Source organism: [Enterobacter] lignolyticus SCF1 (assembly GCF_000164865.1).
GTDB classification, from domain to species: Bacteria; Pseudomonadota; Gammaproteobacteria; order Enterobacterales; family Enterobacteriaceae; genus Enterobacter_B; species Enterobacter_B lignolyticus.
In genome coordinates, this window is record NC_014618.1 from 4279619 (window position 1) to 4293789 (window position 14171).

13 protein-coding genes and 2 tRNA genes are annotated in these 14171 nt (G+C 58.6%); 2 read left to right on the forward strand and 13 right to left on the reverse strand.

Translation table 11 applies throughout. The features are described 5' to 3' along the window. Positions 1–59: 59 nt before the first annotated feature. The 10 genes from ENTCL_RS19870 to nnr all read right to left on the reverse strand — a co-directional run bounded on the left by ENTCL_RS19870 (position 60) and on the right by nnr (position 10604). A complete protein-coding gene (locus ENTCL_RS19870) occupies positions 60–257 on the reverse strand; it encodes a DUF2065 domain-containing protein (protein ID WP_013367937.1) in 198 nt (65 codons plus the stop codon). Between the two features lie 64 nt (positions 258–321). Then, positions 322–1326: a protease modulator HflC gene (gene hflC, locus ENTCL_RS19875; RefSeq protein WP_013367938.1), complete on the reverse strand. Its 1005-nt coding sequence runs from the start codon at positions 1324–1326 to the stop codon at positions 322–324. A gap of 2 nt (positions 1327–1328) precedes the next feature. Beyond that, positions 1329–2594: an FtsH protease activity modulator HflK gene (gene hflK / locus ENTCL_RS19880; protein ID WP_013367939.1), complete on the reverse strand. Its 1266-nt coding sequence runs from the start codon at positions 2592–2594 to the stop codon at positions 1329–1331. 80 nt (positions 2595–2674) lie between these two features. After that, positions 2675–3955 (reverse strand): ribosome rescue GTPase HflX, encoded by a 1281-nt coding sequence (gene hflX / locus ENTCL_RS19885; protein WP_013367940.1) that lies wholly within the window; start codon positions 3953–3955, stop codon positions 2675–2677. A 75-nt stretch (positions 3956–4030) separates the two neighbouring features. After that, on the reverse strand, positions 4031–4339 hold the full coding sequence (hfq, locus tag ENTCL_RS19890; RefSeq protein ID WP_013367941.1) for an RNA chaperone Hfq: 309 nt from the start codon (positions 4337–4339) through the stop codon (positions 4031–4033). A gap of 109 nt (positions 4340–4448) precedes the next feature. Beyond that, positions 4449–5399: a tRNA (adenosine(37)-N6)-dimethylallyltransferase MiaA gene (gene miaA, locus ENTCL_RS19895; RefSeq protein ID WP_013367942.1), complete on the reverse strand. Its 951-nt coding sequence runs from the start codon at positions 5397–5399 to the stop codon at positions 4449–4451. Beyond that, entirely contained in the window at positions 5392–7263 is a 1872-nt protein-coding gene (mutL, locus tag ENTCL_RS19900; protein WP_013367943.1) for a DNA mismatch repair endonuclease MutL, read from the reverse strand. Before mutL ends, miaA begins: the two co-directional genes overlap by 8 nt. 9 nt (positions 7264–7272) lie before the next feature. After that, a complete protein-coding gene (amiB, locus tag ENTCL_RS19905; RefSeq protein ID WP_013367944.1) occupies positions 7273–8607 on the reverse strand; it encodes an N-acetylmuramoyl-L-alanine amidase AmiB in 1335 nt (444 codons plus the stop codon). A 16-nt stretch (positions 8608–8623) separates the two neighbouring features. Next, complete coding sequence (gene tsaE, locus ENTCL_RS19910; protein WP_013367945.1) at positions 8624–9085, reverse strand: tRNA (adenosine(37)-N6)-threonylcarbamoyltransferase complex ATPase subunit type 1 TsaE; 462 nt, start codon at positions 9083–9085, stop codon at positions 8624–8626. Further along, positions 9078–10604, reverse strand: a complete 1527-nt coding sequence (nnr, locus tag ENTCL_RS19915) for a bifunctional ADP-dependent NAD(P)H-hydrate dehydratase/NAD(P)H-hydrate epimerase (RefSeq protein WP_044612020.1) — start codon at positions 10602–10604, stop codon at positions 9078–9080. The genes tsaE and nnr overlap by 8 nt, the downstream gene beginning before the upstream one ends. On the opposite strand from nnr, the gene queG reads away from it, so the two are divergent. Then, positions 10603–11742: a tRNA epoxyqueuosine(34) reductase QueG gene (gene queG / locus ENTCL_RS19920; RefSeq protein WP_013367947.1), complete on the forward strand. Its 1140-nt coding sequence runs from the start codon at positions 10603–10605 to the stop codon at positions 11740–11742. The genes nnr and queG overlap by 2 nt on opposite strands. A 270-nt stretch (positions 11743–12012) precedes the next feature. Here the strand turns inward: queG and ENTCL_RS19925 are convergent. From ENTCL_RS19925 to orn, 3 genes are all read right to left on the reverse strand, one after another. Then, positions 12013–12088, reverse strand: a tRNA-Gly gene (locus ENTCL_RS19925). Between the two features lie 36 nt (positions 12089–12124). Continuing rightward, positions 12125–12200 (reverse strand) — tRNA-Gly (locus tag ENTCL_RS19930). A gap of 186 nt (positions 12201–12386) precedes the next feature. Then, complete coding sequence (gene orn, locus ENTCL_RS19935) at positions 12387–12932, reverse strand: oligoribonuclease (protein WP_013367948.1); 546 nt, start codon at positions 12930–12932, stop codon at positions 12387–12389. Between the two features lie 107 nt (positions 12933–13039). Between orn and rsgA the strand changes: the two genes are divergently transcribed. Next, positions 13040–14095, forward strand: a complete 1056-nt coding sequence (rsgA, locus tag ENTCL_RS19940; protein WP_013367949.1) for a small ribosomal subunit biogenesis GTPase RsgA — start codon at positions 13040–13042, stop codon at positions 14093–14095. The last annotated feature ends 76 nt before the right edge of the window (positions 14096–14171 follow it).

Sequence of the window (14171 nt, forward strand, 5' to 3'; positions counted from 1 at the left end):
TTTTTCAGAGTTACAGCACTTTTTGCACGCAAAAATCAGCAAATCAGACCACTTTTTGATCAGCCAATCGTTTTCCTCAACATGTAGTAGATGACGATACCTGCAACCACAAGACCGCCGCCAAAGCGGCGTAAAAGATTATCCGGCAGTTGGGAGAGCGAGGCGACCATGCGACGCCACGCGCGGGGGTACAGCATGGGCCCCAGGCCTTCCAGAACCAAAACCAGCGCAAGCGCCAGCCAGATAGTTGAATTCATATGCACCCCTGATAAAAGAAAACCACCGCGAAGGTGCGGTGGTTTTTGCAAATACACGCGTGGGTTATTTTAACGTGTTGCCCGGCGTCTTCATATACCGGAAGAAGTCGCTGTCCGGACTGAGGACCATAACGTCCTGGTTGCTGTCGAAGCTGTTTTCGTAAGCGCGCAGGCTACGGATAAAGGCATAGAAGTCCGGATCCTGACTGAAGGCGTCAGCAAACAGCTTCGCGGCCTCCGCATCGCCTTCACCGCGCATGATGCGGCCCTGGCGCTCGGCTTCCGCCAGCGTTTTGGTCACTTCATAGTCCGCGGCCGCACGCAGCTTCTCCGCCTCTTCCTGACCCTGAGAGCGGTGGCGACGGGCTACCGCTTCACGCTCGGCGCGCATACGGTTGTAGATAGCGTCAGACACTTCCGCTGGCAGGTTAATCTGCTTGATGCGCACGTCGACCACTTCGATACCCAGCGCCGCCATACTGTTCGGGTTGATGGCGGCCGCTTTGCCGTTGGTTTCCGTCTGCACGCGCTCGGCGGCTTTGGCGATCTCCTGATCCGCCGCCGGTGTGGCGACTTCGTCATCCGTACCCGCAGAACCCGAGTTCAGCGCATCGCGCACCTCAATCGTCAGACGACCGCGGGAGTCGGTAACGATGTCTTTCACATCCAGACGACCAATTTCTGAACGCAGACGGTCAGAGAATTTACGCTTCAGCAGCACTTCCGCCTGGGAGACGTCGCCGCCGCCGGTGGCCAGGTAGTAACGGCTGAAGTCGCTGATGCGCCACTTGATGTACGAGTCGACGATCAGGTCTTTCTTCTCTTTGGTCACGAAACGGTCAGCCTGGTTATCCATGGTCTGGATGCGCGCATCCAGCGTTTTAACCGATTCGATAAACGGCAGCTTAAAGTGCAGGCCCGGCTCGTAAACCAGCGGTTTGTTATCGCTATCACGGACAACTTTGCCAAAACGCAGGGTAATGCCGCGCTCGCCCTCTTTTACCACAAAGACAGAGGTATAGAGCCCAACCAGAACGATGATGATTATCGCAATAACTGACTTACGCATCGTTATTCCCCCTGACGCTGGTAGTCGTTACGCTGCGCGTTCGCGCGGCGTTGGTCCATGATGTCACCATCGCTTGAAGAAGACGTGGTCGTGGCGCTGGCGCTGCTGCTCGTTGACGAAGGCGGCAGGCGCAGCAGGTTATTCGCCCCGCTGGTGCTACTCTTCGCCGCAGGCGCGCTGCCGCCCTTGAGCATCTGGTCGAGCGGCAGAACCATCAGGTTGCCACCTTTGTTGTCGTTTACCAGCACCTTACGGGTATGGCTCAGCACTTTCTCCATGGTCTCGATATAGAGACGCTCACGGGTAATCTCCGGCGCGGCTTTATATTCCGGCAGGATCTTCGCGAAGCGGGCCACCTCACCCTGCGCTTCCAGGATGGTCTGGGTCTTATACGCGCGCGCTTCTTCCAGAATACGCTGCGCCTGACCGTTCGCACGCGGCTGCACTTCGTTGGTATAGGCTTCCGCCTCACGGATATACTGCTGCTCGTTCTCACGGGCGGCAATCGCATCGTCAAACGCGGCTTTCACCTCTTCCGGCGGACGGGCGGCCTGGAAGTTGACGTCAAGCAGGGTGATACCCATGTTGTACGGACGAATGGTCTCTTCCAGCTCGCGCTGGGTATCGCTACGAATAACGGTACGACCTTCGGTCAGAATGCGGTCCATGGTGTATTTGCCGATAACGCCGCGCAGCGCGCTGTCGGTCGCCTGGCGCAGGCTGTCGTCGGCGCTGGTGACGCTAAACAGGTAGCGCTGCGGATCGGTCACGCGGTACTGCACGTTCATTTCAACGCGCACCACGTTTTCATCGGAGGTCAGCATTACGCCGGACGCCGCCAGCTCGCGCACGGCCTCGACGTTCACCGGCGTCACTTCGTCGATAAACGTCGGCTTCCAGTTCAGGCCTGGCTCAACCAGATGGCTGAACTTGCCAAAGCGCGTCACTACGCCGCGTTCCGCTTCCTTGATGGTGTAGAATCCGCTCGCGGCCCAGATGATGACCACGGCAGCCGCCACGATGCCGACAACGCGTCCGCCCATCGGGCCGCGCGGGCCCTGGGACGAACTACCACCGCCGAGGCCGCCTTTACCGCCGCCGCCTAAACCGCCGAGCTTTTTGCTCAGCTTGCGGAAGATATCATCCAGATCGGGAGGCCCCTGATCGCGACCACCTTTGTTTCCATTCCCCTCAGAGTTGCCGCCAGGTTTGCTGCTTCCCCACGGGTCGCGGTCTTGTCCGTTATTACCGGGCTGGTTCCACGCCATGTATATGCTCCATATTTGTTATGCGGTGTATACCCGTCTGACCGGGTATAAAGGCGAATAATCTTCAGGTCAGCTGTCTGTCAGACCACATAGTCCGTCAGCGCAGGTTCTTGCTTACAGAGGCGACGCCAGTCGACTATCGGCATGCGCACCTCCAGGCCGACGCTGCCGTCATCCTCCATCCACTCTTTTTCTATCGCCTGAAGCTGATAAAACCGGCTTCGCAGACGTCCTTCCTGCGGCGGCAGACGTAGCGTGTGCTGCGCCACCTCGCCGGAAAGGCGCTCCGTTAAAGCCTGGAAAAGCAGTGGTACGCCCACCCCGGTCTGGGCAGACAGCCAGACCCGGACGGGTTTATTTTCATCATCACGGTCGATACGCGGCTCAAAGTCGTCCAGCATATCGATTTTGTTCATAACCAGCAGGGTCGGGATCTCATTGGCCTCGATCTCGTCGAGAACAACATTCACCGCATCAATGTTTTCCTGCAGGCGTACGTCGGCGGCATCAATCACATGCAGCAGCAGCGTCGCCTGACGGGTCTCCTGCAGCGTCGCTTTAAACGCCGCAACCAGGTCATGCGGCAGGTGGCGAATAAACCCTACGGTATCCGCCAGCACGGTCTCGCCGACGTCCGCGACGTCAATGCGGCGCAGGGTCGGGTCCAGGGTGGCGAACAGCTGATCCGCTGCATACACCTGCGCTTCAGTAATCTGGTTGAACAGCGTCGATTTCCCGGCGTTGGTGTAGCCCACCAGCGATACGGTCGGGATATCCGCTTTGGTTCGGGAACGTCGTCCCTGCTCGCGCTGCTTCTCCACCTTCTCCAGTCGGGAGAGGATCTGGGAGATGCGGTTACGCAATAAACGACGGTCTGTTTCAAGCTGGGTTTCCCCCGGGCCGCGCAGGCCAATCCCGCCCTTTTGCCGCTCAAGGTGGGTCCAGCCGCGCACCAGACGCGTCGCCAGATGGCGCAGCTGCGCCAGCTCAACCTGCAGCTTACCCTCGTGGGTACGCGCACGCTGGGCGAAAATATCTAAAATAAGACCCGTACGATCGATAACCCGGCATTCGCACAAACGCTCCAGGTTACGTTCCTGGGCCGGGCTTAATGCATGGTCGAACAAAACAACGGAGGCTCCCGTCGCTTTAACGGCTTCCGCAATTTCAACAGCCTTACCTTCACCAACAAAATACTTCGGGTGCGGTGCTTTACGGCTACCGGTAATCACCTGCATTGCTTCGACACCGGCGGAAGAAACCAGAGATTCAAACTCCTGGAGGTCTTCCATATCTTTGTCTTGCGAAAAATAGATGTGTACCAGTACCGCCTGCTCACCGGCGTCATAACGGTCAAACAAGCGTAAACCCTCATAAAATACCAGCGGGGAACGCAGAAACCCTGGCTCCCCGACGTGGAAAAACAGCCATTAACCTTATTCGGTTTCTTCGCTGTCTTGTTGCGGCGCAGAAGAGCCTTGCGCGCTGCTACCGTGGTGGTAGTTGCTGGAAGTACCGCCCGCATTGTTGCTGTGATGAGAAACCGGACGAGACGGAACCACCGTAGAAATTGCGTGCTTGTAGACCATCTGGCTGACCGTGTTTTTCAACAGGATCACGAACTGATCGAAAGACTCAATTTGCCCTTGCAGCTTAATACCATTCACCAAATAAATAGAAACTGGAACACGTTCCCGACGCAAAGCGTTCAGAAACGGATCTTGTAAAGATTGCCCCTTAGCCATTCTCTCTTTTCCTTATATGCTTGTTTTACCCACCGTTTTACGGGCCGGGCTTGTACTTAGAACCTTGCGATTCTGAAAATTACGCACGATACGACTTAATTTTACACATTCAGTCCTGACCCGCACCAACAACCTTTAGCACTTCGTTGAACGCCTGTTCAGGTTTTTCACTGTCTAACCAGTGAACGCCTTCCCAGCCGCGCAACCAGGTTACCTGGCGCTTGGCCAACTGTCTCGTGGCGCAAATACCTCTATAAACCATTTCATCATATGAGATTTCACCTTCAAGGTATGACCACATCTGGCGGTATCCCACACAACGAACGGAAGGCATATCCGTATGCAAATCTCCGCGGGCAAAAAGCGCCCGCACTTCTGCTTCAAAACCTGAAGCCAACATCTGATGAAAACGCTGCTCAATGCGTTGATGGAGCAGTTCACGGCTCGCCGGGGCGATGGCGAACTGATGCACCTGGTACGGTAGAGCGTCTCCTGACGTTTGCGTCAGTTCCGTTAAAGTTTTACCCGAAATGAAAAAAACTTCCAGTGCCCGGGAAAGCCTTTGCGGATCATTTGGATGAATACGCGCAGCCGCAACAGGGTCTATCTCCTGGAGCTGCTGGTGAAGCGCATTCCACCCACGCTCTGCCGCCTCTCTTTCAATGCGTGCTCTGACATCGGGATCTGCCGACGGCAATGGCGACAGTCCCTCAAGCAACGCTTTGAAATATAACATTGTTCCGCCGACCAGCAGCGGGATACGCCCCGCCGCCGTTATCTCGGCCATTTCCGCCAGGGCATCGCGGCGAAAATCCGCCGCCGAATACGACCGCGCCGGATCGAGAATGTCCAGCAACCGGTGCGGAGCGGCGTTAAGCTCCTCCGCGTCCGGCTTGGCCGTTCCGATATCCATTCCCCGATAGATGAGGGCGGAATCGACGCTAATCAACTCTACGGGCAAAACTTTACGCAGCGCAATCGCCAGCGCCGTCTTCCCGGAGGCCGTTGGCCCCATTAAAAATATTGCCTTAGGCAGGCTCGCCTCTGTTACATCACTCATCTTTCAGGGCGTTCATCGCCGAATGTAAATCAACAGGTTGCAACAGACCGCCCGGCGGCGCCTTCACCAGCTGCGGACACAAACGTTCGACGTCGGTCAGCATGGCGATAGCCTGCGCCATATTCCACTGCGCATGATCGCTTGCCAGATTGCGCGCCAGCCACTGCGCCAGCGTTCCGGCATCGCAGGCGGGTTGCTGCGCCAGGTAGCCTATCAGTTCAGGAATCAAGATTTGTAAATTTTGTTGTCTTAAGGGTAAAGGCACCGCCCTTACCGTCACATGCTGCACATCAGATTGTATTTCAACGCCAATTTGCGCCAGCACCGCCTGCGCCTGCTGCAGGGCGGCCTGCTCCCCGGGGCTAACCTTAAGCCGCAGCGGAATCAGCAACGGCTGCGCGCAGATATCCGTACGCTCCGGGGAGAGCTGCGCCTGACGCAGCCAGCGCTCCGCCACCGGCAGCGCCAGCACGCTGAGCCGGCCGTCGCGCTCCAGCAGCGCGCAGTCGCCGCCGACGATAGTCAGTACCCGGCCAAAGCTGCTGCTGTGCCCGGACAAACGCTCTTCAGCGGGCGCGGCTTCCGGCGCTTTACGTCCGGCCTCCGGCGTTTCCAGCAGCTGGCGGTACAGCGTCCCCTGCTGCTTTTGGTAGCCCGGCTGGGCGTGCGGCCAGGCGGACGCGCCGCCGCTGCGGGCGCTTCCCCCGGCCGGAGCGGGCGCCGTATAGCGCGGCGCGGCCGCCTCGCGAGCCGCGACGGGCTCGGCAAACTGGTTGCGTCCGGCGGCGACGCGGTTCTCCGGCACATAGCGCGCGGGGCTTTGCGCATCATCAGATTCGCGCGCCAGCGGCAGCGGCGCATCAACCTGCTGCTGCAGAACGCTCAGCACGCCCTGATAGATAAAATCATGCACCAGGCGTGACTGGTGGAAACGCACCTCATGCTTCGCCGGATGCACGTTGACGTCCACCTGATGCGGATCGATCTCCAGATACAGAACGAACGCGGGCTGCTCGCCAGCGCCCAGCTTATCCTCGCAGGCCTGGCGGATTGCGTGGTTAATCAGGCGGTCGCGCATCATCCGCCCGTTAACGTAACAGTACTGGATTTCAGCCAGCTGCGCGGTGGTGTACTGAGGATCGGCAACCCAGCCGCGCAGCGCTAAATCGCCGTGCTGCCACTCAATCGCCAGCGCGTGCTCGACAAACGGCACGCCGCAGATGGCCCCCAGCCGACGCTCCTTCTGCCCGCCTTCGGGCACGGCGCGATACTGACGCACCGCCTTGCCGTTATGGTTGAGGTTGATAGTAACATCGAAGCGCGCCAGCGCGATGCGGCGCACCACTTCATCAATATGGGTAAATTCGGTCTTCTCGGTGCGCATAAACTTGCGTCGCGCCGGCGTGTTGTAAAACAGATCCAGCACTTCCAGCGTCGTCCCGACCGGATGCGCGGCCGGCCTGACCGTCACGTCCATGTCGCGCCCTTCCGCATAGGCCTGCCAGGCCTCCGGCTGTTCCGCCGTACGCGATGTCAGGGTCAAACGGGAGACGGAGCTGATGCTGGCCAGCGCTTCGCCGCGAAAACCGAGGCTGATAATCGCTTCCAGATCGTCGAGCGAGGCAATCTTACTGGTCGCATGGCGGGCCAGCGCCAGCGCCAGCTCTTCCTGGCGGATGCCGCAGCCGTTGTCACGAATGCGAATCAGCTTAGCGCCGCCGCGTTCGATATCAATATCAATCCGCGTGGCGCCGGCATCCAGGCTGTTTTCCACCAGCTCCTTCACTACCGACGCAGGCCGCTCTACCACTTCGCCAGCGGCAATCTGGTTCGCGAGCTGTGGCGGTAAGACCTGAATCGGCATACGAACTCCTTAGTTAATTATCGACCCGCCCGGCCCGGCGGCGCTGGCCGTTTGCGCGCCTTCGCCGCGCGGCCCGGACTGCAGCGGATGCGTCTCAAAGTATTTCTGCAGGCCGCTGTAAATCGCCTGGGCCACCTGCTGCTGGTACTCATCGCTCGCCAGCAGGCGCTCTTCGCTGTTATTGCTGATAAATCCGGTCTCGACGAGGATGGACGGAATATCCGGCGAACGTAAAACACCCAGGCTGGCATGCTCAGGGCGACGTTTATGCAAACTCCCGACCCGCTCCAGCTGGCCCAGCACATCAACCGCCACATCATACCCGACGCGCTGCGAATGGCCGAACTGCAAATCCAGTACCGCCTGGCTCAGGTAAGGGTCCGCCTGGCTGTTGGCCAGCACGTCGCCCGCCCCGCCCAGCAGCTCGGACTGCTTCTCGTGCTGCTCCAGCCAGCCGGCCATCTCGCTGTTGGCGCGGCGGTTGGACAATACCCAGACGGAAGCGCCGGTCGCATCGCGGTTCGGCGCGGCATCAGCGTGAATGGAGACGAGGAAGTTGGCGTTTTGCTTACGCGCCACGTCGGAGCGCCCCATTACCGAGATAAAATAGTCGCCGTCGCGGGTCATGACGCCCTTGAACATCGGGTCGTCGTTGAGCATGGCGCGCAGCTTGCGGGCAATGGCGATGGTGACGTTTTTCTCTTTCGTACCGCCAGGACCAATAGCCCCGGGGTCCTGACCACCGTGTCCGGCGTCAATCGCGATAATCACCTTATCGCCGCTGACGGCTCGGGTACGGGCGGCCGGGCGCGTCGCCGGACTGCTGCTGGTCACGCTGGTGATGCGCTCATCGGGCGATTTAAACGGGTTGCGCGCCGGTTCGACCGGACGCGGCGCGACGACCGGCTCTTCCACGCGTTTCGCTACCACCGGCGGCGGAGGAGGAGGAGGCGGCGGGGCATCGGCATTAATGGTAAACACCACCATGTAGTTGCTGCCGTTTTGCTGCTTCACCGCGCGGGTTTTACCGTTTTCGGTCAGGTCCACCACCAGCCGCAGGGACTGATCGTCCTTCGGCGTGCCGGAGCGGATGCTTTTCACCAGGTTATCCCCGCTAAAGCGCAGCGGCAGCCCCTGAATCACGCCGGTTTGTTTAATATCCAGCGCGACGCTGCGTTTGTCGCTCTGGGAAAAGGCATATTCCGGATCGCCGGTGAAGCTAAAGGTGATACGGGCCTGTTTCTCTCCGTTTGAAACCTGAATGTCGGATAAACTTGCTGCTGTTGCCTGTAGGCAGAGCAGCATAAGACCTGCGGCCAACCAGCTTTTAACGCGATACATCATCCCGCCATCCCTCAGGTTATCTGGCCATACGCGCCAGTAAAGACTCACCCAGTGAGGAGACCGCCGTTACGCGCGCCTCTCGCCCTTGCGCCTGGTAAGCTAAGTGAATTTCGACATCCGGTTCAGGCAGCACACCCGCGCCCTGTTGCGGCCATTCCACCAGGCAAATGGCATCGTTGGCAAAATAGTCGCGGATCCCCATAAATTCGAGCTCCTCTGGATCCGCAAGACGATACAGGTCGAAGTGATACACCATCAGATTTTCCAGGGTATAGGGTTCGACCAACGTGTAGGTAGGGCTCTTGACGTTGCCTTTATGTCCCAGCGCCTGCAGGAAGCCGCGGCTGAAGGTGGTTTTTCCCGCACCCAAATCACCATACAGATAAATAACGGTCGCGCCGTCGCAGGCCTTCGCCAGGCGGTTGCCAAGATCTAAAGTTGCCTGCTCGTCGGGTAAAGGAATCACTCGATTAATCATGGTTTACGTCAATCACATCCGGGTTAACAACACGCCTGAGCGTGGAAAAAAGATCGGTCGCCAGCATACCGCGGGTGCCGAAACGGGCCGCCAGCCTGTCGGCCGCCGCGCCGTGCGCCACACAGCCGGCGCACGCTGCATCATACGGGGAGAACTTCTGCCCAAGCAATGCGCCAATGATGCCGGACAGCACATCCCCCATCCCGCCGCTCGCCATACCGGCATTTCCCGCATCGATAATGGCGGTCGGCTGCGCTTTTGCGGCCACCACCGTGCCCGCGCCTTTCAGCACCACCACCCCGCCGTACCGTTTTACCAGACGGTGTGCAGAAAGTAAGCGATCGCTTTCAATTTCTGCCACGCTGCAGTTCAGCAAACGGGCGGCTTCGCCGGGATGCGGCGTCAGCACGCGATTGTGACGTTTATCGGGATTGAATGCCAGAAGGTTCAGCGCGTCGGCGTCCCAGAGCATGGGTTTACGGCAGGATTCCACTTTTCGCAGCGCCTGTTTTCCCCACGCCTGCTGCCCAAGCCCGGGGCCAATCACCACGACGTCCGCCCACGCCAGCGCCGCATCAAGGCTCTGCGGCGTCAGCTCGTCCACCATCAGCTCAGGGCGCGCGGTCACAAGCGGCCCGACGTTTTCCAGCCGCGTGAGCACCCTGACCAGCCCGGCGCCCGTGCGCAGCGCCGCCTCTCCCGCCATACGAATCGCCCCTGCGGTGCCGCTATCGCCGCCGATAATCACCAGACGCCCGTGATCGCCTTTATGCGATGTCGGACGCCGGGGCGTCAGCCAGCGGCCAAGCTGGCTGGCGTCAAGGCGGATAATATCGGGCGACTGCGCGTCCAGCCAGCGCTCCAGGCCCAGCGCGTGGCAGTGCAGCGTGCCGGTGACGTCCCGGGCTTTGCCGGTCAGCAGCCCCGGCTTCAGGGCGATAAAGGTGACGGTATGCGTCGCTTCAATAACCGCGCCAGGCGTCGCGCCGGTCTGGGCCATCAGCCCGGAGGGAATATCAAGAGCCAGCACCGGCGCGGGATGCGCATTGGCGCGGGCGATAAGCGCCGCGACCTGCGGGCGCGGGGCGCTTTGCAGCCCGGTACCGAGCAGCGCGTCGATAATCAGGTCGACAGCGTCTGGCCATTCAATATCGTCCGAATGAATCACGCCGCCGGCGTTCAGCCACGCCTCGCGCGCATGGGCCGCTTCTTCCGGCAGCGGTTTATCGCTCTCCAGCGCCAGCAGCGTGACGTCGACGCCCGCCGCCTGCGCCAGACGCGCCGCCACGTAGCCGTCGCCGCCGTTGTTGCCGTGGCCGCAGAGGATAAGCCAGCGCGTAGCGTCAGGCCACGCGGCGCGCGCGACCCCGAAGGCCGCCTCGCCGGCGCGCAGCATCAGTTCATACAGCGTTAGCCCCAGCGCATCTGCCGCCTCTTTTTCAGCGCGACGCAGGTCGTCCGCAGGCCAGATGGTATGTGGTATACTGATGGGGTTTCTCGTCAATGTATGGTCCGTCATGTCACAGCCCCTCGATCTCAATCAGTTAGCGCAACAAATCAAACAATGGGGTACTGAACTGGGCTTTCAGCAGGTCGGCATCGCCGATACCGATCTGAGCGCCAGCGAGCCTAAGCTCCAGGCGTGGCTGGACAAACAGTACCATGGCGAGATGGAGTGGATGGCGCGACACGGGATGATGCGCGCGCGCCCTCATGAACTGCTGCCAGGTACGCTTCGCGTCATCAGCGTGCGCATGAACTATCTGCCCGCCAACGCCGCGTTTGCCCGTACCCTGAAAAACCCCGCGCTCGGCTACGTCAGCCGTTATGCCCTCGGCCGTGATTATCATAAGCTGTTGCGTAACCGCCTTAAAAAACTCGGCGAGATGATCCAGGAACAGTATGCCTCGCTGAATTTTAGACCTTTTGTTGATTCTGCGCCTGTACTTGAGCGCCCACTGGCGGAAAAAGCCGGGCTTGGCTGGACAGGTAAGCACTCACTTATCCTCAGCCGCGACGCCGGATCGTTCTTTTTTCTCGGCGAACTGCTTATCGACCTGCCTCTGCCCGTTGATAGCCCCGTGGAGGAAGGCTGCGGCCGCTGCGTGGCCTGTATGACCATCTGCCCGACCGGCGCTATCGTCGAGCCCTACACCGTCGACGCCCGCCGCTGTATCTCTTACCTGACTATCGAACTGGAAGGCGCTATCCCGGAGGAGTTTCGTCCGCTTATCGGCAACCGCATCTACGGCTGCGACGACTGCCAGCTGATTTGTCCGTGGAACCGCTATTCGCAGCTCACCGACGAAGACGATTTCGCGCCCCGCAAGGCCCTGCACGCGCCAGCGCTCATCGAGCTGTTTAGCTGGAGCGAAGCCTGGTTTCTCAAGGTTACGGAAGGGTCCGCCATCCGCCGCATCGGCCATCTGCGCTGGCTGCGCAATATCGCCGTGGCGCTGGGCAATGCGCCGTGGGATGACGCCAACATTCAGGCGCTGGAGAGCCGCAAAGGTGAGCACCCACTTCTCGACGAGCACATAGACTGGGCGCTTGCGCAGCAAATTGAGAAGCGCAATGCCTGCGTGGTGGAGGTACAGCTGCCGCAGAAACAGCGTCTGGTCAGGGTCATCGAAAAGGGACTGCCGAGAGACGCCTGAATCATTCACAGCCTGTGAGTAAAAATAAAAACACATTGAGATTCAAGGCGCAGAAATTCGTCAAGTGATCGGATTAACAATTTGAAATCAAAATTTATTGTTAAATTTCAATTTGTTATGAAAATACTATTAACAACTTGAAGCAATTTCGTTTTTCGGAATGGTATTACAGCCTGTGGATAACTCTGTTCACAAGAGTGTGTCAGTCGCAAAAGGAAACGTCCCCGGCGCAGTATTACGCTGTGGATATCAGGAGAGAGTGTAGAAATTTGGAGCGGGAAACGAGACTCGAACTCGCGACCCCGACCTTGGCAAGGTCGTGCTCTACCAACTGAGCTATTCCCGCTTGGGTGGTCCGTGTCTTGCGACACTTTTCAAATTTTGGAGCGGGAAACGAGACTCGAACTCGCGACCCCGACCTTGGCAAGGTCGTGCTCTACCAACTGAGCTATTCCCGCAAATTTGTTGCTGTCGTAACGTGTAATTCTGTGTCGTTACGGGAGGCGCATTATACGAGAAATCCTTTTAGCTGCAACCCCCTCAAACGCAATTTTTTATGTTTTTCGTTTGAGTGCTGAATTAATCAGCAAAGAGCACAATTTAGCGGCAAAAACCCGGCTGCGCAAGCTCGCCGGGCGCAAAAATTACAGCTTGATGAAATTCTCGCGGTAGTACGCTAATTCCGCCACCGATTCGCGGATATCGTCCATCGCCTGGTGAGTGCCCTGCTTTTTAAAGCCGTCGAGGATTTCCGGCTTCCAGCGACGCGCCAGCTCTTTTAGCGTGCTGACATCCAGATAGCGGTAATGGAAGTACGCCTCCAGCTCCGGCATGTACTTAAACAGGAACCGACGGTCCTGGCCGATGCTGTTGCCGCAGATAGGCGATTTTCCGGCCGGTACCCACTGCTTCAGGAACTCAATGGTCGCAAGCTCGGCCGCGCGGTCGTCTATGGCGCTGGCTTTGACGCGCTCGACCAGGCCGCTGCCGGTATGCGTGCGCACGTTCCAGTCGTCCATCAGCGCCAGTTGTTCATCAGACTGATGCACAGCGATAGTCGGCCCTTCGGCCAGGATGTTCAGGTTAGCGTCAGTCACCAGCGTCGCGATCTCAATAATGCGATCGCGCTCGGGATCGAGACCGGTCATTTCAAGATCGATCCAAATCAGGTTGTTTTCATCTGCACTCATGCTATTTTCCACCCTTCTCGCTTAACCAGGCACATCTGGTTAATTAGTATAAAATTGCGTGTATCATAGAGGTTTTGCCCATTCAGGGCGACCAGGAGCCATCACGATTGAGTAAAAATAAACTCTCCAAAGGTCAGCAGCGCCGGGTGAAAGCGAACCACCAGCGCCGTCTTAAAACGACTTCGGAGAAGGCCGATTTCGATGACAACCTGTTCGGCGAAGCGTCCGAAGGTATCGTCATCAGCCGCTTTGGCATGCACGCCGATGTGGAGTCCACCGACGGCGACGTGCACCGCTGCAACATTCGCCGCACCATTCGCTCGCTGGTTACCGGCGATCGCGTGGTCTGGCGTCCCGGCAAAGCGGCCGCAGAAGGCGTAAACGTTAAGGGCATCGTCGAAGCCGTGCATGAGCGCACGTCGGTACTGACGCGCCCGGACTTCTATGACGGCGTCAAGCCGATCGCCGCCAACATCGATCAGATTGTCATCGTCTCCGCTATTCTGCCGGAGCTGTCGCTGAATATTATCGATCGCTATCTTGTCGCCTGCGAAACCCTCAGCGTCGAGCCGCTGATCGTGCTAAATAAAATCGATCTGCTGGATGACGACGGCATGGACTTCGTGAATGAGCAAATGGATATCTACCGCGATATCGGCTATCGCGTGCTGATGGTGTCCAGCCAGACCCAGGACGGGCTAAAGCCGCTGGAAGACGCGCTGACCGACCGCATCAGCATTTTTGCCGGCCAGTCTGGCGTCGGAAAATCCAGCCTGCTGAATGCGTTGTTGGGCCTGCAGGACGACCAGATCCTGACTAACGACGTCTCCGGCGTCTCCGGTCTGGGTCAGCACACCACCACGGCGGCGCGCCTGTACCACTTCCCGCACGGCGGCGACGTGATTGACTCCCCCGGCGTGCGCGAGTTCGGACTCTGGCACCTTGAGCCGGAACAAATCACCCACGGTTTTGTCGAATTCCATGACTATTTAGGCACCTGCAAATATCGCGACTGCAAACACGACAACGATCCCGGTTGCGCGATTCGCGAAGCGGTGGAAAATGGCGCTATCGCCGAGAGCCGTTTTGAAAACTATCACCGTATTCTGGAAAGCATGGCGCAGGTAAAAACGCGTAAAAGCTTTTCTGAAACCGACGACTGACATTTAAGCTGAACGTCGATAGAATCGGCCCCTTTTTTAAAAGGTTCGGATAAGAACCTGTAGTGACACAACAATG